General features: G+C 58.1%; 21 protein-coding genes and 1 tRNA gene. 9 read left to right on the plus strand and 13 right to left on the minus strand.

The window, feature by feature from the left end:
• Positions 1 to 106: 106 nt before the first annotated feature.
• Both pyrF and PK28_RS00085 read right to left on the minus strand, forming a co-directional pair.
• Positions 107 to 868: an orotidine-5'-phosphate decarboxylase gene (gene pyrF, locus PK28_RS00080; protein ID WP_044510175.1), complete on the minus strand. Its 762-nt coding sequence runs from the start codon at positions 866 to 868 to the stop codon at positions 107 to 109.
• Complete coding sequence (locus PK28_RS00085) at positions 856 to 1,719, minus strand: dihydroorotate dehydrogenase (protein WP_044510177.1); 864 nt, start codon at positions 1,717 to 1,719, stop codon at positions 856 to 858. Before PK28_RS00085 ends, pyrF begins: the two co-directional genes overlap by 13 nt.
• Positions 1,720 to 2,743: 1,024 nt before the next feature.
• Here PK28_RS00085 and PK28_RS00090 point away from each other — a divergent pair.
• Entirely contained in the window at positions 2,744 to 3,322 is a 579-nt protein-coding gene (locus tag PK28_RS00090; RefSeq protein WP_197070440.1) for a DUF4468 domain-containing protein, read from the plus strand.
• A 374-nt stretch (positions 3,323 to 3,696) separates the two neighbouring features.
• On the opposite strand, the gene PK28_RS00095 is transcribed toward PK28_RS00090, so the two are convergent.
• Together PK28_RS00095 and PK28_RS00100 are read right to left on the minus strand one after the other, a co-directional pair.
• Positions 3,697 to 4,551 carry a DNA/RNA non-specific endonuclease gene (locus PK28_RS00095; RefSeq protein ID WP_044510182.1) on the minus strand — a complete coding sequence of 285 codons (855 nt, stop codon included), beginning with the start codon at positions 4,549 to 4,551 and terminating at the stop codon, positions 3,697 to 3,699.
• A gap of 96 nt (positions 4,552 to 4,647) precedes the next feature.
• Entirely contained in the window at positions 4,648 to 6,861 is a 2,214-nt protein-coding gene (locus PK28_RS00100; protein WP_044510183.1) for a T9SS type A sorting domain-containing protein, read from the minus strand.
• Positions 6,862 to 7,192: 331 nt separating this feature from the next.
• On the opposite strand from PK28_RS00100, the gene PK28_RS00105 reads away from it, so the two are divergent.
• The 3 genes from PK28_RS00105 to PK28_RS00115 are packed head-to-tail and all read left to right on the plus strand — an operon-like array spanning position 7,193 to position 12,093.
• Complete coding sequence (locus PK28_RS00105; RefSeq protein ID WP_044510184.1) at positions 7,193 to 8,548, plus strand: sigma-54-dependent transcriptional regulator; 1,356 nt, start codon at positions 7,193 to 7,195, stop codon at positions 8,546 to 8,548.
• Between the two features lie 33 nt (positions 8,549 to 8,581).
• The gene (locus tag PK28_RS00110) at positions 8,582 to 10,831 is read left to right on the plus strand and encodes a PAS domain-containing protein (protein ID WP_044510186.1); all 2,250 of its coding nucleotides are present in this window, start codon (positions 8,582 to 8,584) and stop codon (positions 10,829 to 10,831) included.
• A 17-nt stretch (positions 10,832 to 10,848) separates the two neighbouring features.
• Positions 10,849 to 12,093, plus strand: a complete 1,245-nt coding sequence (locus tag PK28_RS00115) for an ATP-binding protein (RefSeq protein WP_044510189.1) — start codon at positions 10,849 to 10,851, stop codon at positions 12,091 to 12,093.
• A 476-nt stretch (positions 12,094 to 12,569) separates the two neighbouring features.
• Here the strand turns inward: PK28_RS00115 and PK28_RS00120 are convergent, their stop codons facing one another.
• Positions 12,570 to 12,917 carry a T9SS type A sorting domain-containing protein gene (locus PK28_RS00120; protein WP_197070441.1) on the minus strand — a complete coding sequence of 116 codons (348 nt, stop codon included), beginning with the start codon at positions 12,915 to 12,917 and terminating at the stop codon, positions 12,570 to 12,572.
• A gap of 200 nt (positions 12,918 to 13,117) precedes the next feature.
• Here PK28_RS00120 and PK28_RS00125 point away from each other — a divergent pair, with 200 nt between their 5' ends.
• From PK28_RS00125 to PK28_RS00135, 3 genes are all read left to right on the plus strand, one after another.
• The gene (locus PK28_RS00125; RefSeq protein ID WP_044510191.1) at positions 13,118 to 14,236 is read left to right on the plus strand and encodes an NAD(P)/FAD-dependent oxidoreductase; all 1,119 of its coding nucleotides are present in this window, start codon (positions 13,118 to 13,120) and stop codon (positions 14,234 to 14,236) included.
• 63 nt (positions 14,237 to 14,299) lie between these two features.
• Positions 14,300 to 15,478, plus strand: coding sequence for a type III polyketide synthase (locus tag PK28_RS00130; RefSeq protein ID WP_044510194.1), 1,179 nt, complete (start codon positions 14,300 to 14,302; stop codon positions 15,476 to 15,478).
• 45 nt (positions 15,479 to 15,523) lie between these two features.
• A complete protein-coding gene (locus PK28_RS00135) occupies positions 15,524 to 16,234 on the plus strand; it encodes a methyltransferase domain-containing protein (protein ID WP_231576190.1) in 711 nt (236 codons plus the stop codon).
• A gap of 28 nt (positions 16,235 to 16,262) precedes the next feature.
• On the opposite strand, the gene PK28_RS00140 is transcribed toward PK28_RS00135, so the two are convergent.
• On the minus strand, positions 16,263 to 17,171 hold the full coding sequence (locus PK28_RS00140) for a histone deacetylase family protein (protein ID WP_044510199.1): 909 nt from the start codon (positions 17,169 to 17,171) through the stop codon (positions 16,263 to 16,265).
• Positions 17,172 to 17,306: 135 nt separating this feature from the next.
• Positions 17,307 to 17,381 (minus strand) — tRNA-Val (locus tag PK28_RS00145).
• 189 nt (positions 17,382 to 17,570) lie between these two features.
• On the opposite strand from PK28_RS00145, the gene PK28_RS00150 reads away from it, so the two are divergent.
• Both PK28_RS00150 and PK28_RS00155 read left to right on the plus strand, forming a co-directional pair.
• A complete protein-coding gene (locus PK28_RS00150) occupies positions 17,571 to 18,269 on the plus strand; it encodes a porin family protein (RefSeq protein ID WP_048825345.1) in 699 nt (232 codons plus the stop codon).
• Between the two features lie 74 nt (positions 18,270 to 18,343).
• Positions 18,344 to 18,844, plus strand: coding sequence for a DUF6992 family protein (locus tag PK28_RS00155; RefSeq protein WP_048825348.1), 501 nt, complete (start codon positions 18,344 to 18,346; stop codon positions 18,842 to 18,844).
• Between the two features lie 60 nt (positions 18,845 to 18,904).
• Here PK28_RS00155 and PK28_RS00160 read toward each other — a convergent pair whose 3' ends face one another.
• The 6 genes from PK28_RS00160 to PK28_RS00185 all read right to left on the minus strand — a co-directional run bounded on the left by PK28_RS00160 (position 18,905) and on the right by PK28_RS00185 (position 24,431).
• Positions 18,905 to 19,471, minus strand: a complete 567-nt coding sequence (locus PK28_RS00160) for a type 1 glutamine amidotransferase domain-containing protein (RefSeq protein ID WP_044510203.1) — start codon at positions 19,469 to 19,471, stop codon at positions 18,905 to 18,907.
• A gap of 100 nt (positions 19,472 to 19,571) precedes the next feature.
• On the minus strand, positions 19,572 to 20,099 hold the full coding sequence (locus PK28_RS00165) for an acyl-CoA thioesterase (protein ID WP_044510205.1): 528 nt from the start codon (positions 20,097 to 20,099) through the stop codon (positions 19,572 to 19,574).
• Between the two features lie 47 nt (positions 20,100 to 20,146).
• Positions 20,147 to 21,250 carry a DUF3616 domain-containing protein gene (locus PK28_RS00170; RefSeq protein WP_048825351.1) on the minus strand — a complete coding sequence of 368 codons (1,104 nt, stop codon included), beginning with the start codon at positions 21,248 to 21,250 and terminating at the stop codon, positions 20,147 to 20,149.
• Positions 21,251 to 21,324: 74 nt separating this feature from the next.
• Complete coding sequence (locus PK28_RS00175) at positions 21,325 to 21,759, minus strand: hypothetical protein (RefSeq protein WP_044510207.1); 435 nt, start codon at positions 21,757 to 21,759, stop codon at positions 21,325 to 21,327.
• Between the two features lie 98 nt (positions 21,760 to 21,857).
• Complete coding sequence (locus PK28_RS00180) at positions 21,858 to 22,304, minus strand: hypothetical protein (RefSeq protein WP_156126169.1); 447 nt, start codon at positions 22,302 to 22,304, stop codon at positions 21,858 to 21,860.
• 123 nt (positions 22,305 to 22,427) lie between these two features.
• Entirely contained in the window at positions 22,428 to 24,431 is a 2,004-nt protein-coding gene (locus PK28_RS00185; protein ID WP_044510213.1) for an FAD-dependent oxidoreductase, read from the minus strand.
• Positions 24,432 to 24,649: the final 218 nt, after the last annotated feature.

Consider the following 24,649-nt stretch of genomic DNA (forward strand, 5'->3'; position numbering starts at 1 on the left):
GCGAAGCTCCGGCTTCGCGCACGAGCAACGCGAGTTCTAATGTGTAGGCCTAATTGGCGCGGTTCCGGTTACTCGCGTTGCTCGTGCGCGAAGCCGGAGCTTCGCGCTACACCGCTACCGGCCGGAACTGGTTAATCTGCTCTACCAATTCCCGCGCTGCCAAGCCAGCATCAGCGGCTTGCCAGATGGCGCGCGACGTGTTGATGAGCAAACCAGCCCCATCGGGGCGGAGGCCGGCTTTCAGGGTAGCTTCCAGGTCGCCGCCCTGGGCACCCACACCGGGCACCAGAAACCATTGCTGCGGACAGATGGCGCGCATCTGGGCTAGGGCATTCGGGTGGGTTGCACCTACCACCAGCCCAATGCCCCCGATTTCAGAATCAAGACGGCAGGCAACTTTGGCTACGCCGTCGGCCAGGGAACCGCCGCGCGTGAGGGCCATATCCTGCATAGAGTACTGCGACTTGTTAGATGTTTTCGTTAGAACAAACACCAGTTTGTCTTCCCGCACGAAGGGTCGTACCGCGTCGTCGCCCATATAGGGGTTCACCGTCACTGCATCGGCGCCTATTACGTCGTAGGCGAACTTGGCGTAGTGGTCGGCGGTGTTGGCTATGTCGCCGAACTTACCGTCCAGAATCACCGGAATGCTTTCCGGAATGCGCTGCACGGTTTCACGCAGCAGCTTTACGCCATCTTCCCGGCTCAGGAAAAAGGCCAGGTTCGGCTTAAAAGCGGCGGCATAATCATGAGTCTGGTCAATGACTTCGGCCAAGCGGCGGGCTACTTGCGCATCATCGCCTACGGGGTCGAGGCCCACGCATAGCAGCGAGTTTGCGTACTGAACACGTTGAATCAGCTTTTCCATGCGGAAGCAGTTTTAGGGTGGGTGTGGTCACATTCCATGGCCAGCCGAGCCGACAGGCCAGGCTCCAGCCACTCGCCGCTGGCCACCTGCACGGCATTGGCACCGCAACGCAGGTAGTCGGTTACATGGGCGGCGGTAAACACGCCGCCGGTACCAAAAATGGGCAGGGTAATCCGTTCATCGTGCGCCAGCTCCCACACGCAGCGCAGGGCTACGGGCCGCAGGGCTTCGCCAGACAGGCCTCCGGCCACGGGGGAAGCAGTGGCATCTTCGGGCAGGTGCAGGGCTTTGAGCAGGTTGGTGGCCGCCAAAGCGGTGGCGCCGCCTTCCTGGGCACCCAGGGCCAGGCCCCGGATGTGCTCCGGCCACGGCGGCAGCTTCACAATAATGGCGGCCTCGGGCCCCAGCTCGTTGCGCACGGCCTGGGTGGCGTCGCGCACAAACTTGGCGGTCAGTTCTTCGCCCTTTCCCGTATCGGGTTGGGTTATATAGACTTCCACGCCGGCTATCTGCCGACCTACTTCCCGGGCCAGGAAGCGCGCAATTTTGCGGAAGCCGGGAATACCGGGCGCGGTAATACTGATAAACACGGGCACGCCGTAGCTGAGCAGGTGGGCCAGATGCTCCTGCACCAGAATTTCGGCGCTTTCCGTGCGCATGTTGGTGGCGTTGAGCAGGGTTTGCTCATTCACCTGCCAGATGCCTTCCTCATAGAGTCCGGGCTTGGGCTCCATGGTCACGGTACGGGTAAAAATAGCTCCCAGTCGCTCGTAAGCGGGCCCCGTGGGCAGCTGCCACGGCGCGGCGGCCAGGCAGACGGGGCTTTGTAAAGTAAGAGTGCCGAGTTGCATGATGATTCAAGTTAAGAAATTCTGCGGGCGCATTTCCTGACCTCAAGGGGTGGCTCCTTCCTGGCAGCGCTTTCACCAATTTCCCCTAAGTTCAAGGCTGTCATTTCAGAACCACCCGCCCTTTGGCTGGCGCCGCAGGGAATACAGGCGAGGCGGATTTCACTGGGTTTTGAGTGGGTACAAACTGCTCTAAAAGCAAAGCGCCCGGCAGAACCGGGCGCCTGCGGAGAAGGAAAGTTAGATGACGGCAGGAACGGCAGCTACCATCTCCTGGGCGAGGGTGTTGTTGTCGTTCATGGGTTGGATCAGGTAAAGGCTGAAGGTTTAGAAGATGGCAAGGCATGCGGCTCCCGCTGCGCCAACCGACCCGATTGAACACAAAAAAACCGCTTCGAAGACCGGAGCGGCAAAGACAGGAAATCCAGAAAAAACAAAAGAGTCAGAAGAGGAAAAGACCTCTCGGCCTTTTCGCAGGACCTCGTTATGTCGAGTCCCGCGCTTCATTAGATGGTGGGGTGTATCTGAAGCACGGAGCAAATCTACAACTACTTTTTGATGACGCAATAAGTGAGCAGCATAATTTTTTTTGATACATGAATCTCTCACCCTTCTACGGCACTATTTAAACCACCTCCCCCTACCCGCCCTTATAGCACTATGAATATCAAGGTACTACCGGGTTTAAAACCAAAAAAAATACCAGCATCCCCCTTCGACTTATTCTGATACACTTCCCCAAAAACAATCATACTTCTCGCTAAAAAAGCGCATGAAAGCGGGCATTGTGTTCTAGTCTTTAGCGGATAAAAAAGCGTGTCCAAGCTCATCAAAAACATAAAACTATTTCACACCAGCGCCGCTTTGTACCTAAGCTATTTATAATCAACGAAGATACCCATATTCACAAAACACAATTTTGTTCATTTTTAACAATGAGATAACAGACTTTGTAATGTGCAATATCAATAGATATAGTACCTTTATTTCTCAGTTTGCTTTTCACACTCTTCGCTTCCTTCTGTTTATGAAAACAACCTTACTTTCTTTGGTTTGCTGCGGGATGCTTTTTTTCTCGGCTCCTCTTCTGGCCCAAACAACTGACTCGGCTCCCATAGAATACAGTGAGCAGGTACCCGCTCCCGAGCCAGGGAAGAATGCCTTGTTTTTGCGGGGAGCCAACTGGGTGGAAAACCGCTTTGCCTTTGGTCCTACCACCGGCTTCCGGAAAGATGCCGCCACCGGCGAGGTGCGGGTTACGGGCACCAGCAAGGTAACGCCCGTTACGGCCTCGGGAAAAGACCAGGACTACACGGTGCGCTTTGAGTTTGTATTCCGGTGCACGGAGCAGGGCTACAACTATAGTGTGGGCTCTTTCCGCTGCGTAACCGACCCCGAGAACCCTACGGCTACCGTACCGCTGGATGAATATATCAGCCAGCTGGCGCAGGAGCGCAGCAACAGCCGCACCCACAACGACCGGCGCGTAAGGGCTCAGGCTACGGCCCTGGCCAGCGAAATTGCCATGAGCTTCCGCTCCTATATGAACAGCATGCCCGTAACAGACGACAGCACGGTGGGCCTGCCCGCCGCGGATGGGCGGTAGTTAAACACGTTGCAGAACACAAAAAGCCTTCCGGTATTGGGAGGCTTTTTATGTTTAAAGCTCATCCCTGGCACCTACTATGCCGCCTATTTTAAGCCTATTGCGCTACAGGCGCCCAAGAATGGAAAATGCGGTTTTCCCGTTAGTGAAATCCGTTGGTCTTTATCTGCTGAGAAGTATCTGATTACTCTGCCCTGGCAGCCATATACGAAACAAGCCGCGTTGCAGCGCGGCTTGCCATCCATCCCAGTATACTTTAAAAATACTCACCACACTGGCTTACGGCGAAGACGGCAGATGGTTTGAGCACCAACAGTTTAAGAACAATATTTTACATACCGCAGCTACTCTCTCCTTACCTGCCGGCGGCAGGGTTACTGCACGGGGCCGTTGTCCACTTTTGCTTCAATAGTGCTTTGCGCGGGGCCGGATACGGCCGAGAGCAGGTCGTAGCCGGTGGCCTGTTCAATGGCATCCACACTGGTGCGGTAGGTGCTCCAGTTGGGGCTCACGCTATTATTGTTGGGTGCGTCTACGGCAATGATGCGCGTGCTGCTGGTTACCCGGGCTACATCATTGGGGCCGTTGGGCAGCACCACAATAACTTTCCAGATGCGCTTGGGCACGGTCACGTGCCCGTTGTTGAGGGTGGTATAATACCCGGCCGAGCCGGTGCCGCCTTTCCCATACTGGCCCATGATGATGTAGAGCTCATTGCCCTGCCCTACCAGGGTGCGGCAGTAGTTCTCCAGGCTGGCCCAGGTTTGCTGGTTGTGGCGCGGGGCCTGCGGAATCATGTTGCTCATCAGGAAGGTGGCCGAGTTGTCGGCTACGGAAGCGGTACGGTCGGCCGAGGGGCAGTTGTGGCCCCGGTCGAAGCCCGAGCCGGAGTAGCTGTTGGCCTGCACCTGGTACCAGCCGGCGGGCAGCGTGTTGTCGGCCCGGAAGTCGTCCTGGCGGGCGGCCGCGCCCAGCCAGGCGCTGCTTAAGTGCCAGCTCACCCAGTTGGGCGTGCCCCGGTCCCGGTGGTAGCTCAGGGTGTATTGCGGCTTCACCAGCAGGTAGTTGTTATACTGGGCGGCGTCCGTCACCGCCCCGCTCGGGTTGCCCAAGGCCAGGTTATCCTCCCGCGTGGCAGGGAGACCCGGGGCTGGATCAGAAGAAGAGCAGGCAGCGGCGCCGGCCAGCAAACTGGCCAGAATGAGGATGCGGAGAAGCGGGCAAGGCATAAAAGCGAGAAGGAAGCGCGGAAAAGAATCAGCACAAAGATGCCGCATTCTTTTCCGCGCTTCTTTCTCGCTTTTCCAGATTTAGGCTGGCACAGACTATGGCTCCCGGATAATCAGCTTCTGGCTGGCCAGCCGCTGCCCGGAATTCGCCAACAAAACCACATGATATAGGCCGGCCGGTAGCCCCTGTAGCTGCAGCCGCTGCCGGGCATTGTTCACCAAACGACGGACCAGCTTTCCTTGGGTATTATAGATATGAAGCACGGCGTTTTCTAAGGCCGGACTGGCTACTTGCAGCTGTACTTCCTCTGAGGCAGCGGCTGGATTGGGCGAAACCGTTAAAGTTATGCCCCGGCCCACCTGATGTTTTACAACAACCACCGGCGACAGATTTTCACCGCCATCCTCATTTACCACGCGCAGCCGGTAGTACAGGATGGGCGCCGTCAGGGGCGCAACGTTTGCATCAAGAAAGGAATAGCTGTGCGCCTGGGTGGTATTTCCAGCGGCTGCTACTTCTCCCAGCCGCTGAAAGGAGGTGGCTGCGGTGCCGGCTGCCACGGCCCGCTCTACCACAAAATGCTGACTCTGCTTTTCTGAGGCCGTGCTCCAGCGCACTAATACGCCGGCTGTTGTTTCCACGGCTGTCAGCTGCACCAGCTCTACGGGCAGCAGAATAGGTGGAACCACCTGGGAAGGGAATGAGAAAGGCCGGTCTTCGGCAAAGCCATAAAACACGTGCACGTCGTTCAGCAGACTTACGCCGTTCGGAATTTCTAATTCAATCCACTCAAAGTCGCGGGTGGTGGGGAAAGATATTTCCTGCCGGTTGCCAGATAATATTTGGGATTGAATTAGGGCACTGCCCGTTACGCTTTCCACATAAGTATCCCCACTAGCGCCGGAATACGTGCTGATGCGGATATTTTGCAGCACACTGCTGCTAAGCAGATTACCGCCATTGTTCAGCACAATGCCAGCCGTGTTGCCCGCCAGTCCGGTGCCATTCAGCTTGATTTTGAGCTTTTGCGTGCCCAAAGCCCCTACGGTACTGATGATCCGGGCATAGTCAGAATCGGCAATAAGAGCATCAGCGGCCCGCTCCGGGTTCTGTATTGTGCATCCTGCGCAAATCAAGGAATTACTTTCCGTTTGATAGTTGGTGCCGGCCTGCGCCGTGGGGTTATCCGAGAGCACGGGCGTCAGGTCGCGGAAGGCTTTGGGCTCGATGCCGAAACCATAATACAGGCGAAGATTATCCAGAACACTTAGTGCGGCAGTGCGCTGAATTTCCACCCGGTCAAAAGGCTTAGACCCGGCAAAGCTGACCTGGTAACGCCCCGAGTTATCCGGCAGAGCCGTGAGGCGGAGCAGGTCGGTACCACTAGCCGACTCCTGGGGCTGGTTGCCGAGGTAGGTGGTTAATTTCAGGTTATTGAGCACGCTCACATCCAATAGGCCCCCATTGCCAATAACAAAACCCGCCTGATAGCCCGCCGGGGAAGTACCCTCCAGGTGCACCTGCAGGGTGGCCGGGCAGTTTACATCCAGCAAAGTCCGGAAAGAAGCATAGTTATCCAGACTGGCATCCACGGCCCGTTCCGGGTGGTCTGTTGCCGTATTGGCACATACCGTTACGCCATTGCTTTCAATAGAGGTAGCGTAGTCGGTGGCAGCAGGCGTGGGAAAGCGCGACAAATAGCCGGCTACCTGCTGCGCCTGGGTGCTTATGATGCCATACGCGTAGAACACCCGCAGGTCATAAATCAGGTTAGGGTCGAGGCTGACATTGGCCAGGCCGTAGTACTCAATGCGCACCTGGTCGAAGGGGGCCGTAGCCAGGAACTCCATCGGTATGCGCTGGGTGCTACTTAAGGCCGCCTGCAGCGCCTGCCGCTCTACCACCACCCGCTGTACGGGCGCCGCTACCCCCGTACGATAAGTGGAAAGGCGCACTTCCCCCACTCCGCTCAAATCAACTAATCCTCCGCTGCTGCTGCTAAGCACTACCCCAGCCCGACTATAAGCCGGCACTGTGCTACTAAGCGGCATTTTTAAAGAGGCATAGCCATTCAGCAAGGCCAGATTCAGGGTAGCGTAGTTGTCCAGATTCGCATCAGTGGCTTTTTCGGGGTTTGTCACTTTGCCGCTGCACGCGGTCAGGACACATTTCACATCGGTTTGAGGCTGAGCTCCGGAATTGGAATAAGTAGCGGCCGATTGCGCCTGGGCTGGTGTCGCCCATAACAGGGGCAACAGCAAAAGCCCGGGCTGAATGAGCAAGGCGAGTATTTTGTTGAAATTTTTCATAAGACGGCGGTTTAGCTGGGGCATTTCTACAAGCCCGCCAGCAAATCCGTCGCCGAAGCTTCAATACAAACACAAGTAATTGATAATCATATGTATATGTAAATTAGCCCAATTATATTCTATCCCACAATGGGACTTTTGATCCTATTTTGAGAAAACTGGCTTATTCTCAGGCTTTACCCGTACGCAACGGGTAGCACAGGCAGAGCAGGCCAACCAAGGCGCTGAACAAAAAGCTATACTTTCTATAAAATGGATTCTACTACATTGAGGGCGCTGTGCCCGCCCGTGGTAGCACCCTTACTTAACTGATTAGGCTATTCCTTGCTATATGCCCTTACTTCCAACCCTACATATCTTTATTGTTGAAGACAACGAGTGGTATGGAGAGCTGCTGGAATATAAGCTGGCCCAGAATCCCGATAACCGTATTCAGCGCTTTACAACGGCGCAGGCCTGCCTCACCCACCTCAGTGAGCAGCCCGACCTCATCACCCTGGACTATTCGCTGCCCGATGCAACCGGCGACAAAGTGCTGCTGCAGATTAAAGAGCAGCTGCCAGACGTAACCGTTATTGTGATTTCCAGTCAGGAGGACGTCCGCACGGCAATCCGGCTGCTACATCAGGGGGCTTATGACTATCTGGTGAAAGACACGGATACCCCTGACCGGCTGTGGCACACCGTGAATAATGTACGCCAGCAGCTGGCGCTGCGCCGCGAGAACACCGAACTGCGGAAGCAGGTGGCGCAGAAATACGTACCCCGGCAGGCCATCATGGGCAGCAGCCCCCCCATGCAACAGCTTTTTAAGCTGATTGATAAAGCGGCCCGAACTCCAATAACGGTTTCCGTAAGCGGCGAAACCGGCACCGGCAAGGAATTGGTAGCCAAGGCCATTCATTACCAGTCGGACCGGCGGGCAGGACCTTTTGTGGCGGTAAACGTAGCCGCTATTCCGCGGGAGCTGCTGGAAAGTGAGCTGTTTGGACACGAGAAAGGGGCGTTTACCGGGGCCGCCAGCCGCCGCATCGGCCGGTTTGAGGAAGCACACCAGGGCACCCTGTTTCTGGATGAAGTAGCCGAGCTGGATTTAGATCTGCAGGCAAAGCTGCTGCGGGTTTTACAGGAGCGGGAAGTAACCCGGGTAGGCGGAAATGCCGCCATTGCCTTTGATGCCCGGCTCATTGTAGCCACGCACCACGATTTGCACCAACTGGTTAAACAGGCCCGCTTTCGGGAAGATCTGTTCTATCGGCTACTGGGCTTGCCTATTGTGCTGCCGCCGCTCCGGGAGCGGGGGCCAGACGTTTTGCTGCTGGCTAATGCGTTCCTGGCCTCCTTTTGCGCCCTCAATGGCATGCCGCTGCTTCGATTGTCATCGGGCGCCCAGCATAAGCTGATCCAGTATGCCTTTCCGGGAAATGTGCGGGAGCTGAAAGCCGTTATTGAATTGGCAGCCGTACTGGCCGATGGGGAAACCATTGAGGCCGATGATCTTTCGCTGCGGCAGCAGGAAACTACCCCTTTGGCTGCGAACACCCCATTACGGGCCCAGGTAGCGGCCATTGTGCAGCGCTATCTGGATGCCAACAACTCAAATATTTTAGAAACTGCGGCCCAACTGCAAATCGGGAAGTCTACTATTTATCGTATGGTTCAGAATAAAGAAGTCCGGCTGCATTAAGCGGCCCACGCTCATCTTATTCTTACCAGACGTATGCAGCCCATTACCTATCGCCACTTAAGGCGCAAGCTGCAGCAGGCCACGCATTTATATACGGCCACCCGCACAGAGGCGCAACAGCTGCACAAGCAATTAGCACAGCAGCAGGTAGCCGCGGCCAGCCTGTCGGCTACTCTCCTGCAAACGGTTACCACGGCTGTTCTGGCTGAGAATGACCAGCAGCAGATAACCCTGTTAAACCAACGCTTCTGTGACCTGTTTGGGCTGCCGGAGTCGCCCCAGAGCTACGTGGGCCAGCTCCAGACCCAGGTCTATACCCAGGCAGCTCATGCGCTGCTGCACTCGCCCGCCACGCAGCACAGCACTACTCAGGCGGTGGCCCAGCAGCAGCCATTGCGTGATGTCGTTATTCCGCTCTCTAATGGCTTAATTGTAAAGCAGCAGTACTTACCGGTGGTGCTGGAAGGCCATACGCTGCTGCACCTCTGGAGCTACGAGGATGTAACGGCCCAGCAGTGTGCCCAGCGCCGCATCGAAGAGCTTTCCCGGCTGGCAGAGCAAAGCCCCCACCCCATTATCTGCTTTAATAGCCGGGGGGAGGCACAGTACACCAACCCGGCCGGCCGGGCAGTGCTGGATGTACTAACTGACCAGTCCGACAACATGGCTTTTCTGCAGCGGGAAATAGCCCGGGCCTTGCACGAAGGACAAGCCTGCGTCAGTGAATGGCCGCTGCAGCAGCAGCTATACCTCTGGACCGTGGTGCCCCTGGCCGGTGAAAACTGCGCCAACGTGTACTTAACCGACCTTACCGGGCAGCGGCGCGCGGAAAGAGACTTACTGCGGGGACAGTTGTTTACCAACCGTATCAACGATACGGTTCCTAACCTGGTTTACTTATATGATCTGGAGGAAGGGCGCCTGCTGTATGCCAATCAGCAGAGCCTGCCTTTGTTAGGGTATACCCCCGCCGAGCTGCAGGAAATGAGCACCAACCTGCTCTCCATGCTCATGCGCGAGGAAGATGCAGCTCTGGTAAAAAAACAAATTCAGGCTACTGGTGCGCTGGCTGATGGGGAAACCCTGCTGAATGAGTACCACATCCGGCACCGGGATGGCAGCTCCCGGTGGCTGCGCACCCGCACTGTGGCCTTCACCTGCTACCCCAACGGGCAGGTGCGCCAGTTGGTGGGCAGTGCGGAAGATGTAACCGCCCAGCGGACTATTGCGGAGGAGCTGCGCCACAACCGGCTGCTGCTGGAGCGCATCATCAACACGGCACCTAACCTGATTTACATTTTCGATCTGGAGGAAAGTCGCAGTGTATACTGCAACCACCACACGGAAATTATTCTGGGCTATACCAGTGAAGAAATTGTGGGCATGGGCCCGGCCATGATGCAGCAGCTGATTCCGCCCAAGCAGCGGCGCCTGCTCCAGCAGCACTGGAACCAGTTGGTGCAAGCCGCAGACGGCGACGTTTTCACCCTGGAGTACCACATGCCCCACCGGGATGGCAGCTCCCGGTGGCTGCGGATACGAAGCACCCCTTTTGAGCGGGATGCTACCGGCCGCGTGAAGCTGGTAGTAGGCTCGGCGGAGGATATCACCCCCTGGAAACTAGCGGAGAAACAGCAGCTGGCGGCTGCCCAGCGGCTGGAGGAGCAAAACCGCCTGTTTCGCCAGGTAATTGATTCTACTCCACACTTGATTTATCTAAAAGACCACACCGGGCGCTATGTGCTGGCCAATGAGGCTACGGCCCAACTGCACAGCATGAGCTTGCCCGAGCTGTTAGCCGCCTCCCCGGAAGAGCTGCATCCCATACCCGAGCAACGCCGGAAATATCTTTTTCAGGACCAGCAGGTTATCAGCACCGGGCAGGAGCTACGCGCGGAGAAAGAGTTTACCCGCCCCAACGGCCAGCCGGTCTGGCTCTACACCATTAAACGGCCTTTTGTGCTGGCCGATGGCTCCGTACAAGTACTGGGCATCGACAGTAACATTACCAACTTAAAACAAACCCAGCTGGCTCTGAACGAGGCCAAGGAAAACGCCGAAAAAACCGCCCGCGCCAAACAGGATTTCCTCGCCAACATGAGCCACGAAATCCGGACCCCCATGCACGGTATTCTGGGCATTGCCGGGTTACTAGCCAAAACGAAGCTCACCACCAGTCAACAGGAATATCTGCAGCACATCCGGGAGTCGGCGGAGCATTTGCTGGTGGTTATCAATGATATTCTGGCCATTACGCAACTGGGGCCGGTAAGATCAAAGTAGAAGCTACGTCCTTCGATGTGCGGGATGTTCTTCACCGCAGCCTGGAATCCGTACGTTTTAAGGCCCAGGAAAAGAAAATCAAGCTGGAGCTGTGCCCCCCGCCTACCACCGATACCCGCGTGGTGGGCGACCCTTACCGCCTGACCCAGATTCTGCTGAATCTGCTGGGCAACGCCATTAAGTTTACGGTGCAAGGGCAGATTACCCTGCGCTGCGAACGGCTGAGTCCGTTGCACGCGCCACCCCGGTTTGCCTTCACCGTACAGGACACCGGTATTGGAATTCCGGCGCCCCAGCTGCGGCATATTTTTGAGGCTTTCACCCAGGCCTCGGCAAGCACGGCCCGGGAGTATGGGGGCACCGGCTTAGGCCTGAGTATCAGCAAAGGGCTGGTGGAGCTTTTGGGTGGCACTATCACGGTGGAAAGCCAGGTACACCAGGGCAGTGCCTTCCGGGTAGAGCTGCCTTTTCGCCAACCCGATGCTTTTTCGCCGGCCGCTTCATCTACCCCAACCGCCGCCCACCCCCCGCTGGGCCCCTACCGAATCCTGCTGGCAGAAGACAATGAAGTCAACCAGTTTCTCACGCAAAAGCTTCTCCGTAACTGGGGCTTAGTGGTAGACACCGCCCTAAACGGGAAACAGGCCGTGCAGCTCTTTCAGCAGCATGCTTATGCATTGGTGCTGATGGACATTCAGATGCCCACCATGGATGGGCCTACCGCCACCCGCCTGCTTCAACGGCATCCTGATGCGCAACGAGCAGCCACGCCCGTCATTGCCTTAACGGCGCACGCCTTTTCCGATGAGGAGCAACGTTACTGCCAGGCCGGTTTTGTGGGGTATCTGTCGAAACCTTTCCGCGAGGAGCAGCTATATGCCGTACTCACCCGCTTTCTGACGGCCGCTGCTAACCTACCCACAGAACCACCCTTGTTTAATCTGACAGCGCTGCAACAAATAGCGCAGGGAGACGATGACTTTGTGCGCAATATGGTGCAGCTGTTTAATGAAACCGTGCCGCCAGCTATTGATAAAATGGAACGCCACGCCGCGCAACAGGAGTGGCAGCGGCTAAGCGAAATGGCTCATCATCTCAAAAGCACTTTCAGCAGCCTGCATATCACGGCGGTGCAGGACGCCCTACGGCAGCTGGAGCTTATTACCTCCTCACCGCTGGAGCCAGAGCTGGTGGCCGCGTTGGTGCAACACATCAGACAGGTGGCGGCAGCCGTGATGAAGCAGCTGAAAACCCAGCTATAAGTCGGGCACCTACTACGGCAGCCAGCCATTGGAAATAGCACTTTGGATACCCAGCGTGCTGGGTCCAGCTGGCACTGTCTTGAAACCTACGGGTTACATTTCAGGTTGAACTTATAATAGCTGCTTCACCGTGTCGTTTGCCTGGAAGAAGTTGACTTGAGTAGTTGTTTTTTTGTTCTGTCTTTTAGCCCTGGAACCTATGTCATTGGCCATTTTTGCGGGAATTTCACTTGTAGCTACCCTGGTGTTGCGCCATTCCTGGCCCACCCGGCACACTGCGCTACAGCCGGTACCCGTTCCGGCACGGCGGCGCTAGCCCCGCGTAGCAGCTTTTTTAAAGCGGTGCTTCTTCCCGGAAGCACCGCTTTTTTGAATAAGATTTTGGCCGATGAATCTTCAATTCCCGCCAAAGTGCAACAACAAAAAAGCCACCCCTGTAAGAGGCCGCTTTTTTTATAATGGGCAAATCGAATGATTTAGCGGATTACCAGCTTGCGCATCGTACTGCTCTCATCTGATTCCAGCTTGACATAGTACAAGCCGCTGGCAAACTTGCTTAGGTCCAGCGTTTTGGTAAACCGGTCGTTCAGTTCTGTTAATGATTCCCGGTAAATAACGGTGCCAATGACGTTCAGGATACGCAGCTCCATTTTGCGGCTCTCAGCCCCGGAAATGGAGATATGCACAATACCCGTGCTGGGGTTAGGAAACACCAGCAGACTTTTTTCCTCCAAAGCCGGTTTAGCCGTAGGCTTGGTTGCCGGTTGGGCTACTGCCACCGGAATGCTCATGCGCAGCGGGCCGGCGCATAAGAGAGATAGCAACAAAATATAGCGTAGGAGTTTCATCATATTGTGCAGTAGCGTGTAGGCAAATTCAGGGGCCGGATACTTGAGTAACGTGAAGTATTCGGTTAGGTTTACAAAGGTAACCACCTAATTGTGAAACTGATTAGCTATATATGCTTTCTTTGGGATAAAAGCTGCGTGCACTTTAGCTATTCCGTTAATTTTTTCAAATAAGCATGCAGAATGTTCTCATTGTGGGGGGTGGCCTGGCCGGCCTCACGGCGGCGCTGGACCTGGCCGACCGGGGCCACGCCGTGACGGTCATCGAGCGGAAATCGTACCCGTTTCATAAAGTATGCGGCGAGTACGTGTCCAACGAAGTGCTGCCGTATCTGCACCGCCTGGGCGTAGCACCCGATGCGCTGGCCCCCGCCTCCCTCACCCACTTTCTCCTTAGCTCCCCGGCCGGGCGCACCCTAACCGCCCCCCTGGATCTGGGCGGCTTTGGCGTAAGCCGCTACACCCTGGACCACTTCCTCTACCAGCGCGCCCTGGCGCGGGGCGTGCAGTTTGAGCTGCTGGCTACCGTAACCGATGTGCAGTTTGATGCCGCCCGGGATAACCATACCGTGCAGCTGGCCGATGGCCGGGCGCTGCCGGCCCGCCTGGTGCTGGGTGCCTACGGCAAGCGGGCCGCCCTGGACCGCCAGCTGCAGCGGCCTTTTTTTCAGCAACGCTCCCCCTACCTGGGTGTGAAATACCACCTGCGGTATGACATGCCGCGCCACCTGATTGCCCTGCACAACTTTGCCGATGGCTACGCGGGCATCTCGGCCATTGAAGACGATAAGCTGTGCTTTTGCTACCTCACTACCCGCCGCAACCTAAAAGCCGCGGGCACCATTCCGGCTATGGAAGCCCAGGTGCTGGCCCGCAATCCGCAGCTGCGCGCCATTCTGCAGGAGGCCGAGTTCCTGTATCCGCAGCCGGAGGTAATCAATGAAATATCCTTCGCGCCTAAAAGCCCGGTAGAAAACCATGTACTGATGTGCGGCGACGCGGCCGGCCTGATTACGCCGCTCTGCGGCAACGGCATGGCCATGGCCATCCACGGGGCCGCTCTGGCCGCCCGGCTAACCCACGATTTCCTGACCAAAAGTATAGCCCGCCCCGAGCTGGAGGCCCGCTACCGCCATGGCTGGCAGCAGCTGTTTGGCACCCGCCTGCGGGTGGGTCGGGCCGTGCAGGGCCTCTTCGGGCACCCCGTCCTGAGCGAGGCTTTGGTGGGTGGCATGCGCCACTGGCCGGCTGGCGTGCAGCTGCTTATGCGGCGCACCCACGGCAAGGCTTTTTAACTGAATTTTGGCATAGGCAATCCACGGTGCCCATCCGGGCGTAATTTGCGTATACTGCGCCCAATGACAAGCTATCTGTGTGCCATCGGCACTGCTACTCCTACACACCGCATTGCGCAGGCGCAAATAGCCAGCTTTATGGCGGCAGCCCTGCAGTTTGACGCCGCTGCCACCCGCAAGCTGCAGGCCCTGTACCGCGTGTCCGGTATTGAGCAGCGGCACTCCGTACTGGCCGATTATGCCCGCACAAACGGCGAGTTTGAGTTCTTCCCGAATACGCCTGATCTGGAGCCGTTTCCCACCGTGGGGCAGCGCCTGGGTATTTATCGGGAGCACGCGCTGCCACTTTCCGTAGAAGCCGCGCTGGATTGCCTGGCGCAGCTGCCGGAGGCTACGCCGGCTACCATCACCCACCTGATTACCGTGAGCTGTACCGGTATGTATGCGCCGGGGCTGGATATAGAGCTGGTGAAAGCCCTGGGCCTGCAGCCCAACGTGCAGCGCACCTGCGTCAATTTCATGGGCTGCTACGCCGCCTTTAATGCCCTGAAGCTGGCCGATGCCTTTTGCCGGGCCGATGCCGACGCCCAGGTGCTGATTGTGTGCACCGAGCTGTGCACCCTGCACTTCCAGAAAAGCCCCGACGACGACCACCTGGTGTCGAATGCCTTGTTCAGTGACGGCTCGGCGGCGGCGCTGGTGCAGGCACGCCCGGCCAGCCAGGGCCCCAGCCTGGCCCTGGAAGCCTTCCACTGCGCTCTGGAGCCCGATGGCCACGACGATATGGCCTGGCACATCAATGATTTCGGCTTTGAAATGACGCTGTCTTCCTACGTACCCAAGCTCATTCAGCGGGGTATCCGGCAGCTGACGGAACGCCTGCTGCAGAATCTGCCCGTGCAGCTAGCCGATATTCACTCCTTCGCCATTCACCCGGGTGGGCGCAAGATTCTGGAAACCATTGAGCAGGAGTTGGGCATCTCGCGCCACGATAACCGCTTTGCCTACAAAGTGCTGCGGGAATACGGCAACATGTCGTCGGCCACGGTGCTGTTTGTGCTGCGCGAGCTGATGCAAAACCTTACTCCCGCCGATGCCGGCGCGCCGGTGCTGAGCTTTGCCTTTGGCCCGGGCCTAACTTTGGAAGCCATGCTGCTGCAGGTATGTTACCAGCCGGTTGCTGCTAACGCCAGCCAACCAGCCCGGCAGACGGAAGCCGCGCACCAGCCGCTGGCTTACTAACCCTGCGGGCACTTCTCATTCTTTCCTGTTTTCTCTTTTATCAGCTTGAACCTCGCCCGCCGCGCTACCCAATCGGAGTTGATGGATGATTTGACGCTGGCTTCCGATGCCCTGCGCCAAAACCTGGATGAGCTGGAGCTTATTAACACCCGCCTGGGTGGCTACGGCGTGCTCACTCATGCCTTAGCGCAGCTACGGCCGCACTTTCCCAAAAGCCGCCCCCTGCGCCTGGCCGACCTAGGCAGCGGCGGCGGCGATACGCTCCGCTACCTGGCCCGCTGGGCCCGCCGGCAGCAGGTACCCGTAGCCCTCACCGGCATCGACGCCAATGCGTTTATGGTGGCGTACGCCCGGGAGAAATGCCAGCAGTATCCGGAAATCAGCTTTCAGCAGCAGGATATTTTTGCAACGGATTTTCAGCAGCAGTCTTTTGATGTGCTCACGTGCAGTTTGTTCTGCCACCACTTCCCGGATGAGCAGCTGGTGCAGCTGCTGCGCCAGTGGCAACAGCAAGCCACGCTGGCGGTTATTATTAATGATTTGCACCGGCACCCGCTGGCCTACCACAGCATTAAGTGGTTGACGCGCTTATTCGGGGGCTCTTATTTGGTGCAGCATGATGCGCCGCTGTCGGTAGCGCGGGCTTTTTCGCGGCAGGACTGGCAGCGCTTGCTGCAGCAGGCCGGTATCCGGCAGTACACGCTGCGCTGGCGCTGGGCATTTCGGTGGCAGGTCGTTATCACGAAGGAAGCCTGAAAACGGGCGGGCTTTTCACCCTGCCTGCTTAGTCATAGAGTCCGGCGGCAACCCGGTAGGTGTTTACGTGGGCTTCCACAATATCGGCCAGGCGCGTGGAGTAGCCGCCGCCCATGCACACTACCACCGGCACGGCGTGGCGGCGGCACAGTTCCAGCACTTGGTAGTCGCGCTGGCGGCAGCCTTCCCGGGTTAGCGCCAGGTGCCCCAGCTTATCGGTGGCCAGCACATCTACCCCACTGAGGTAGAATACAAAATCGGGCTGCACTTCCTGAAACAGGCGGGGCAGGGTTTCCGCCAGCAGCCGGAGGTAGGTGGCGTCATCGGTGCCATCGGGCAGGGGCAGGTCCAGGTCGGAGTGCTCTTTGCGGTGGGGATAGTTGCGGGCCCCATGCATGGAGAAGGTGAACACGCGCGCATCGTGCTGAAAAATGGCGGCCGTGCCATTTCCCTGGTGCACATCCAGGTCCACTATCAGTATCTTCTGAATGCCCAGGTCGGGGTGGGCCAGCAGGTAGTGCGCCGCCACGGCCTGGTCATTGAGCAGGCAGAACCCTTCGCCCCGGTCCTGAAAAGCGTGGTGCGTGCCGCCGGCTATGTTGAGGGCAATACCGTGGGGCAGGGCGCGGCGGGCACACTCTATGGTGCCGCCCAGAATGGTCACTTCCCGCTCTATCAGCTGCGCTGACCACGGAAAGCCGGTGGCCCGCTCCTCCTGCCGCGTGAGCTGGCCGTGTACCAGCCGGCGGTAGTAATCAGCGGAATGCGTACGCAGAATATCGGCCGCCTCGGCCGGCTGCGGGACAAACAGGCTGCTTTCGGAAATAATACCCTCGCGCAACAGCTGTTCCGGCAGCAGCTCATACTTGAGCATGGGAAACCGGTGGCTGGCCGGCAAAGAATGCGCATAGAGAGGAGCCCAGGCAACAGGAAGCATCAGCTGAAATAAAAAGGCAACAAAAAACCCAGCCTTTTGACCGGGTTCTTATGTGAGATTCGGGGTTGTATCGTTGGCCAACCGTAAGCAGATTCTCTCCTTCTGCTTGTGGAAAAACGATACGTGAACGATGCGTGAGGCATACTGGGCTCGAACCAGTGACCTCTACCCTGTCAAGGTAGCGCTCTGAACCAGCTGAGCTAATGCCCCGACACGTCCACTGGCGGCGGCCGTAAAAGTCAAATATACTGGAAGCCGGTGCATTATCAACGAAAAACCGACGGTATTTTGTGCTCCCTTATCTACGATATGTAACATTCTAACTGCATCTAAGTATAGTCGGATATGATTTGCATGGGCCAGTCCCCTGCTTCCTATTCCACCGAACGACTATATCTTATGAAAAAGCTTCTGCTCCTTTTCTCTGTTTGCGCTGCCACCCTTGCTACTGCTCAGGCCCAGGTTCGCCCCGGCGGAGCCTTATCCTCCACGGACTACCCCAAAGGCACCACCGATTCCCGCAATGGCGGCTTCGGCATTAAGGCCGGGGTAAACTTTGCCGATATCCGCGGCGCGGATAAAAAGAACTACACCAACACGGAGAACTATACGGCCTTCCACGCCGGCTTCTACTCCCAGTTCAGCTTCTCCGAGAAGTTCTCGCTGCAGCCCGAAATTCTATATAGCCGCCAGGGCTTTAAGGGCGGCACGCCCAATAACACCTCCGCTGAAACCCGCCGCCTCGACTACCTGCAGGTGCCCGTACTGCTGGTCTATAACTTCCTCGATAACGTGAGCATTCACATAGGCCCGCAGGTTTCCTTGCTAACCAAGGTGAAAGAGGGTGACCTGGACCGTAAAATTGCCAACGAGCAAAGCAGCAACGGCGCGTACGTGTACGACTATAGTTACAGCAGCCTGGACTACGGCCTGGCTGGTGGCGTGGAAGCCCGCGTAGGCCCCGCCCGCATTGGGGGCCGCTACACCGCTGGCCTCAACGACATCATCAAGGACCCCAGAACTACCGGCGCGCAGGCCCTGACCAACATCAAGAACGGTGTATTTCAGGTGTATGTAGGCGTAGGCATCAACAACTAAGCCTCCCTTTTTTATAGAAAAAGGAAGTCCGAACGGGCTTCCTTTTTTTGTGCTTTCATCTTCCCGCTACGCTCATGGATACCTCGGCTACGCTTGCGCTGCTACACCACCAACGAGAGCTGCTCACGGAGCACGCCATGGCCGTGCTGGGTACCTGGGCCCTGCTCAACCTGCTGGTCAGCGGCTACTGGGTGGCCCGCACCGACCGGCGCACCGAGGCCCACTATTTCCACCAGATGAACGCGGGCTGGAACATTATTAACCTGCTCCTAGCCGTGGCTGGCATTCTGCGGGCGCAGCCGGGGCCGGTAGCCGGGCTCACGCTGGCAACCAGCCTGCAGGAGCAGTTCACACTGGAGAAAATTTTGCTGCTGAATGCGGGCCTGGATGTAGCGTATTTGTGCGTGGGCAGCTGGCTGCGGGCGCGGGGTGCCTGCGCGCCACGCCGGCCGGAGCGCCTGCTGGGTTTTGGCCGCTCGCTGTGGCTGCAGGGTGGCTTTTTGCTGCTGTTTGATACCGGCTTTTACTTCCTGTACCACCGCTACGCCGAAGCGCTGCTGGCCCTGCTTTCCTGATTGCAGCGCCCCACCCGTGCGGAGACGGGTGGGGCGCTGCAATCAGGAAAGCAGGATGCGCTAGGCGTTAACCTTTTCCTTTACCAGGGCTTCTTTAATCTTCTCGTTGAAGTTGGGAATGTCCTGGGGGTTGCGGCTGGTAATCAGGTTGCCATCTACCACCACGGTTTCATCTACCCAGGTGGCGCCGGCATTCTGCAGGTCGGTGTGCAGGCTGGGCCAGCTGGTTACTTTGCGGCCTTTCACTACGCCGGCTTCAATCAAGGTCCAGGGGCCGTGGCAAATGGCGGCTACGGGCTTGCCGGAGCGCACAAACTCCCCAATGAAGCTGACGGCCTTTTTATCGGTGCGCAGCACGTCGGGGTTCATTTGGCCACCGGGCAGTACCAGAGCGTCATAATCGGCCACTTTCACGTCGCCGATAACTTTGTCTACCGAGACTTTATCGCCCCAGTCTTTTTCGTCCCAGCCCTTAATAGAGCCGCTTTTCAGGGAGATGACGTGGGTGGTAGCGCCTTCGCCTTCCAGAAATTTCTTGGGCTTTTCCAGCTCCGACTGCTCAAAGCCGTCGGTGGCTACAATGGCTATTTTCTTGCCTTTCAGGGAGTCGTTTCCAAAGATACTCATAGCAGTTCAGGGTTGGTTTAAGAAGGATAGAGAACAAAAAGCCGGAGCTACCCACGGCGGCTCCGGCTCTTCTCTAACGCAAACCAGGGGCTGGGGTTCTTTATTCCTGCTCGCCGGAGCGGGCCCGCTTCAGCTCTTTGCGCAGCGCCCGTACCCGGTCATCAAACCCGTCGGGGTCGTAGTCAATGCCTTCCACGTCCAGCTGCTCCAGCATGTCCATCAGGTCATCGGAGTGGTCGGTACGCACGCCGGAATCTACTTTCACAAACGTCATTTCCGACCAGAGCACGGCTTTCAGCTTCTGGCCATCCTCGTTCAGCATCTGCATTTCTACTACCAGATTGGAGTTGTCGAAATGGATGAGCTGGGTGCGAATGTGCACAATTTCGCCCTGGCGGGCCGGGCGCAGGTAGCTGAGGTGGTGCTTGGTAATCACCCAGCTGGCATTCTGCTCGCGCGCCAGCTGGCCCATATTCAGGGCGTAGTGCTGGGCTACCTGCTCTTCGCGGGCATTCAGAAAGTAATCCAGGAAACGGGCATTGTTGAGGTGGCCCAGCATGTCGCAGTCCTGAAAGTAGACGCGGTGGGAGGTTTCGGGGGTGCGCACCAGCGCAGATGAATCGGCCATAGGCGGCAAAGAAAAGGATTAGAAAACGGTTGGCGGGCAGGGAAGCGCTAGTCAGGTAACCGATAAGCGGCCGCCTGTACCTGGTGGGGCGCGGGCTTGCGGGCATCGGTCGGGCTATCAAACACTACCAGAATATGGTCTTTGTCGAGCAGGCCCATGCCTTCGGCGCGGTCCTGACCGGCGGTGGCACCGGTACCGTGGGGCACGTCAAACAGGCGTATGAGGTGGTCTTCATCAATGAAGCCGTCGGTGGGGCAGTGCAGGGCGTCGCGCCAGCGGAATACGGCAATGGTGCCATCCAGATCCATGGTGGGGCCGGCCAGCAGCAGCAGGTCGTTATCAATCTGGCGCAACTCCCGCACGCCCATTCCCTTCAGGTCCAGAAAGTGCTTTTTGTAGTACTTCTCGGAAGCCCCTTCCTGTTTGCGCAGGCGCAGGCGGCCGGGCTTATCTTCTTCCAGCAGCAGTTCCAGCACCACGGCCCAGCCCCGCAAAACCGGGCCGCGCAGCCCTATAAACAAGCGCCCATCGGGCGTGGCGGCCAGCCCTTCTATATCAAGGCCATTATCCTTGCCCGGTATTTTGAGGAAGTGCTTTAGGTGCGGATCGTGGGCCAGCAGGTCCGTCAGGTCATTGGCGGTATCGGAGCCGTGGAGCTGGGCGACGCGCAGCGTATGACCGGCCCTGGCAGGGTCCGGCACCTCCCGAAACAGCTCATACTCGCCGGTTTCGGGGTTGGGTAGCAGCGGAATGCGGGCCAGCAGGTAGCGGTTGGGCTCCTGTTTTACTTTGGCCAGCTTCTCCAGCTGCTTGGCTACATCCTCGTGGTTGGGGTCGGGCTGCTTGCGCTTCAGGCTGTGGGAGCCCACCAGCCAGAGGTAGCCGTTTGCCTCACCCATGCCCTCAATGTCAATTTCCTCGTCTGCATCAGAAGGCAAGTCCAATAAATCAGCCAGCGGGTACGAGGTGTGTTCCGCAAATTTATGCGGGCCTACCAGCCGCAGCCGCTCAATGGTGGTGCGCTCATCACAGCTTAACCAGAGATTGTCGCCGGTGCGTAGTGCCGTGGAGAGGCCGTCGCGCACATGTTTGCCGGCCTTGTTCAGGCTAAGGCGGGGGTTGAAACGCAGCGTGTAGGATTGAAAACGCATAAGCAGGAGGCAGCCTGCTGGCCGCTAATTCCCGCAAACGCAGCCCTGGGGCTTAAGTTTAGCGGCGGCCGAGGCTATTTCTCGCCGCCAGCCTTGCGGGCCTGCATTTTGGCCTGAATATCCCGCTTTTTCAGTTGATACTGCTTGAATTGCTCGGGTGTAAACAATTGCTTCAACTGGTTTTCTGACTCCGCATTGATGCGCTTGAGTTCCGTGGTAAGGGCGGTGCGGTCGTTGGGGTATTGCTCCCGGGCCGCATTCACCTGCTGCACCGTCGATTTTAGCAGTACCCGCACCTGTGCCTGCTGCTCGTTGCTGAGCTGCAATTCCTCGCCCATCACGGAGGCCAGGTCGCGGGCAGCGGTGCGGGCAATGGGTGCGGCGGGGCGTGCCGGCTCGGCTACAGCTGTAGTTTTAGCCGGAGTCTCAGCTTTATTCCGACGGGCACAGTTACTAAAAACAAGCGGGGCGCAAACGGCCAGCAACAGCAAAAAACGGGCGGCAGACATGGGTAAGGGATAAGCGTGCGCCCCTGCATACGCGAAATTCGCACCAAAGGCTTACTTCTGGCTTGTCTTTCGTGGCCTGCGGGCCGGCACCCCGGTTTTTACTGCGTGATGGGTGCCGTTGGCGCAGGCGCGGCTTTGGCCTGCATACGGGCCTGTATCCGCTGCCGCCCCACCATATACTGCTGGTACTGCGCCAGGGAAAGCGCCTGCCGCAGCTGCCGCTCCGAGTCGGCATTAATGTGGCGCAGGGCGGTGTTCATGGCCATCGGGTTATCGGCGTAGAGGGTACGGGCCGCCCGGGCTTTTTGCAGCGTAGCGTACAGTATTTCATGGATGCGCCCCTGCTGCCCGGGCTCCAGCTTCAGCTCTTCCGTCATGGCGTTGGTCAGGTCGCGGGCCGGGCTTTTGGGCTCCGCCGGCTTTTCCTCCGGCTTCACGGCCTCAAAGGCACTATCCGGCAGGTAAATACTGAAGCGCACGCACCCGGAGGATACCATGGCCAGCAACAACAGCCCGCAGGCAGTAGAGGTAAAGGTTATTTTCATAGAAGAGGTAGTAAAAGGGCGCATTCAGGCAGATTCTATCTTTCCTGAGTGCAAGATTTACCAAACCTTCCGGAATAATCCTATAGTTATCCTGAATTTAATATTTCACCGCTGCCGCAACCCTTATGCGCCGCCTTTCAATTGCTGCGCCGTGTAATGCGCCAGGGCCATAATAGTCAGCATAGGGTTTACGCCGCTGCAGGCCGGAAAAGCGGAGGCATCGGCTACGAAGAGGTTTTTTACCTCGCGGGTTTCTCCGTTTGGTCCTACGGGGTGCGTGGCGGCGTGGCCGCCCATGCGGCAGGTGCTCATCTGGTGGGCACTGTATAGCCCAAACTGATTGGCCCGCCACCCCAGATGCGGCAGCCGGTCCAGCACCTCAGGGTTAATAATCTGGCCATCCTTTGCCTGCAAAGTGGGCAGGGAGCCGTGCGGCAGGTACACTTCCCGGGCGCCGGCCGCGGCGTGAATTTCGGCGGCGGCGCGTACGCCCTGCAGCATGTTAGCGCGGTCAAACTCACTGAGAGTATAATCGATGCAAGGTGCGCCCTGCTTGTCCACGCTTACCCGGCCCCCGTCCCGGTCGCGGGTTAGTACAATAAAGTGGCCCATGCGGGCGGCCTGCAGCATCATTTGCTTGTGCTGTTCCCCGGAGAGCCAGGGCAGCACCATGGCCATCAGGCCCGGGTGGGCAGGCGGGGTTTCCAGCTTGGCGCCAAAGTTGGTGCCATGGAGCATGGTATAGCCATCATTCACCACCGACATCATCGGTCCAAACCAAGGCTCCATCAGGTGGGGGTATAACCCGGAAACGGCCACCGTGGGATGCAGGTGCAGGTGCCGCCCCAGATGCGGGTGGCGCAGCCCGCTACGCAACAGCAGCGCCGGCGTTTGAATAGAGCCGCCGGCTACCACCACGCGGCGGGCCCGCACCGTAATGCGCACGGGTTGGCCATTGGCGGGTGTATACACCGCTTCGGCGCCGGCGGCCTGGCCCTCGCGCACCAGCACGCGCTCCACCTGCGTGTCGCAGAGGAAGCGGGCACCGTGGTCGAAGGCTTGCTGCAGGTAGGTATTTAGGGTGCCTTGTTTGATGGCGTGCCGGTCGCCGAGGGGGCTGAAACCCAGACTGCGGAAATGCTCTTCAGAGTCGGTCAGGCCCTTTTCGTTGCGCGGAATCAGTTTCACTTCCTGCCCCAGGCGGGTAGAGCCGTCCCATAGGGCCTGGTTCTGGCCGTTGTGGCGGGTGTACTCTATGTTCACGCTCAGCGCCCGGCTCACGGCATCCAGGCTTTTTTTGAACTCCAGGGAAGTGAAGTGCGGCACTTCATGCTCCCGGGCCCACTCCTGCAGAATATAATCGGGGGTGCGGAAGGCGCCGGCCCAGTTGATGGTGGTACCTCCGCCCAGGCAGCTGCCGGCCAGCAGGGCTATGCCCCCATCCTGGGTGGCCAGGGCACCTTTGGCATCATAAAGCTTGCCCAGCATATCTACTTCCCGCTGCGTGAAGTCGCAGCCGTGGCAGTAGGGGCCTTTTTCTATCACCAGCACATCAAAGCCGGCCGCGGCCAGCTCCCCGGCCACTACGCCGCCCCCGGCGCCGCTGCCAATGATGAGCACGTCACACTCTAAAGTGGTATCGGTGGTGAGCTGCAGCGTGCGGATGGGCTTGGGCGTATCTACCGGCGCATCATTGGGCTGCGGGCCGGGGTAGCCGATGGCGGCCCACACCGGGTTGGGGCCGGTAGCGGGCGCATCGCCATAAAACAGAAAGGAAAACAGCTTGCGCAACGCCTGAAAGCCTTTGCGCAGCTGCGGCACATTGCTCTGGGCCCAGCTTTGCAGCATTTTCTCGCGCTGCGCGGGCGCCAGGTGGGTGAACGGGCGCAGCGGCCCAAACCAGGTGAGGCCCAGCGCGGGCGTATCCAGCAGCGTAAGCAGCTGCCGGAACTCCTGCTGGGCCGCCAGGGGTTGCCCGGACAATACCTCGGCCACCTTGTCCAGATCTACTCCCTGGGAGCCGGCGCGCAGCCAATACTCCGTTTGTTCCGCATGGCCGGCCACGGCCGGAATAAAAGTATCGGCCAGGGCGCGCAGCACGGCGCGTTGTGCATCAGAAAAGGTCATTGCCCGAGGAAAGCAAGTTGCAGCCGGGCGCACCAAAATGTTTGCGCCCCGGAAAATATCGGGCTTTTCCGCGTAAAGTAGTCGGCTTGCAGCGTTTTTCTTTTTTGCGGAAAGTAGCGCGAAGCTCCGGCTTCGCGCACGAGCAACGCGAGTTCCTACGCGTTGGCTATACGTAAGCATACGCCTGCTACTCGCTCCGCTCGTGCGCGAAGCCGGAG

The sequence above is a fragment of the Hymenobacter sp. DG25B genome (assembly GCF_000801315.1).
Lineage (GTDB): Bacteria > Bacteroidota > Bacteroidia > Cytophagales > Hymenobacteraceae > Hymenobacter.

Bases quoted from the DNA above. Each gene is read 5' to 3' on its own strand.
- PK28_RS00150 (WP_048825345.1), top strand. From the start codon at position 17,571: ATGAAAAAGCTTCTGCTCCTTTTCTCTGTTTGCGCTGCCACCCTTGCT.
- PK28_RS00105 (WP_044510184.1), top strand. From the start codon at position 7,193: ATGCCCTTACTTCCAACCCTACATATCTTTATTGTTGAAGACAACGAG.
- PK28_RS00125 (WP_044510191.1), top strand. From the start codon at position 13,118: ATGCAGAATGTTCTCATTGTGGGGGGTGGCCTGGCCGGCCTCACGGCG.
- PK28_RS00175 (WP_044510207.1), bottom strand. From the start codon at position 21,759: ATGTCTGCCGCCCGTTTTTTGCTGTTGCTGGCCGTTTGCGCCCCGCTT.
- PK28_RS00160 (WP_044510203.1), bottom strand. From the start codon at position 19,471: ATGAGTATCTTTGGAAACGACTCCCTGAAAGGCAAGAAAATAGCCATT.
- pyrF (WP_044510175.1), bottom strand. From the start codon at position 868: ATGGAAAAGCTGATTCAACGTGTTCAGTACGCAAACTCGCTGCTATGC.
- PK28_RS00155 (WP_048825348.1), top strand. From the start codon at position 18,344: ATGGATACCTCGGCTACGCTTGCGCTGCTACACCACCAACGAGAGCTG.
- PK28_RS00140 (WP_044510199.1), bottom strand. From the start codon at position 17,171: ATGCTTCCTGTTGCCTGGGCTCCTCTCTATGCGCATTCTTTGCCGGCC.
- PK28_RS00100 (WP_044510183.1), bottom strand. From the start codon at position 6,861: ATGAAAAATTTCAACAAAATACTCGCCTTGCTCATTCAGCCCGGGCTT.
- PK28_RS00090 (WP_197070440.1), top strand. From the start codon at position 2,744: ATGAAAACAACCTTACTTTCTTTGGTTTGCTGCGGGATGCTTTTTTTC.
- PK28_RS00180 (WP_156126169.1), bottom strand. From the start codon at position 22,304: ATGAAAATAACCTTTACCTCTACTGCCTGCGGGCTGTTGTTGCTGGCC.
- PK28_RS00110 (WP_044510186.1), top strand. From the start codon at position 8,582: ATGCAGCCCATTACCTATCGCCACTTAAGGCGCAAGCTGCAGCAGGCC.
- PK28_RS00165 (WP_044510205.1), bottom strand. From the start codon at position 20,099: ATGGCCGATTCATCTGCGCTGGTGCGCACCCCCGAAACCTCCCACCGC.
- PK28_RS00185 (WP_044510213.1), bottom strand. From the start codon at position 24,431: ATGACCTTTTCTGATGCACAACGCGCCGTGCTGCGCGCCCTGGCCGAT.
- PK28_RS00085 (WP_044510177.1), bottom strand. From the start codon at position 1,719: ATGCAACTCGGCACTCTTACTTTACAAAGCCCCGTCTGCCTGGCCGCC.
- PK28_RS00095 (WP_044510182.1), bottom strand. From the start codon at position 4,551: ATGCCTTGCCCGCTTCTCCGCATCCTCATTCTGGCCAGTTTGCTGGCC.
- PK28_RS00130 (WP_044510194.1), top strand. From the start codon at position 14,300: ATGACAAGCTATCTGTGTGCCATCGGCACTGCTACTCCTACACACCGC.
- PK28_RS00170 (WP_048825351.1), bottom strand. From the start codon at position 21,250: ATGCGTTTTCAATCCTACACGCTGCGTTTCAACCCCCGCCTTAGCCTG.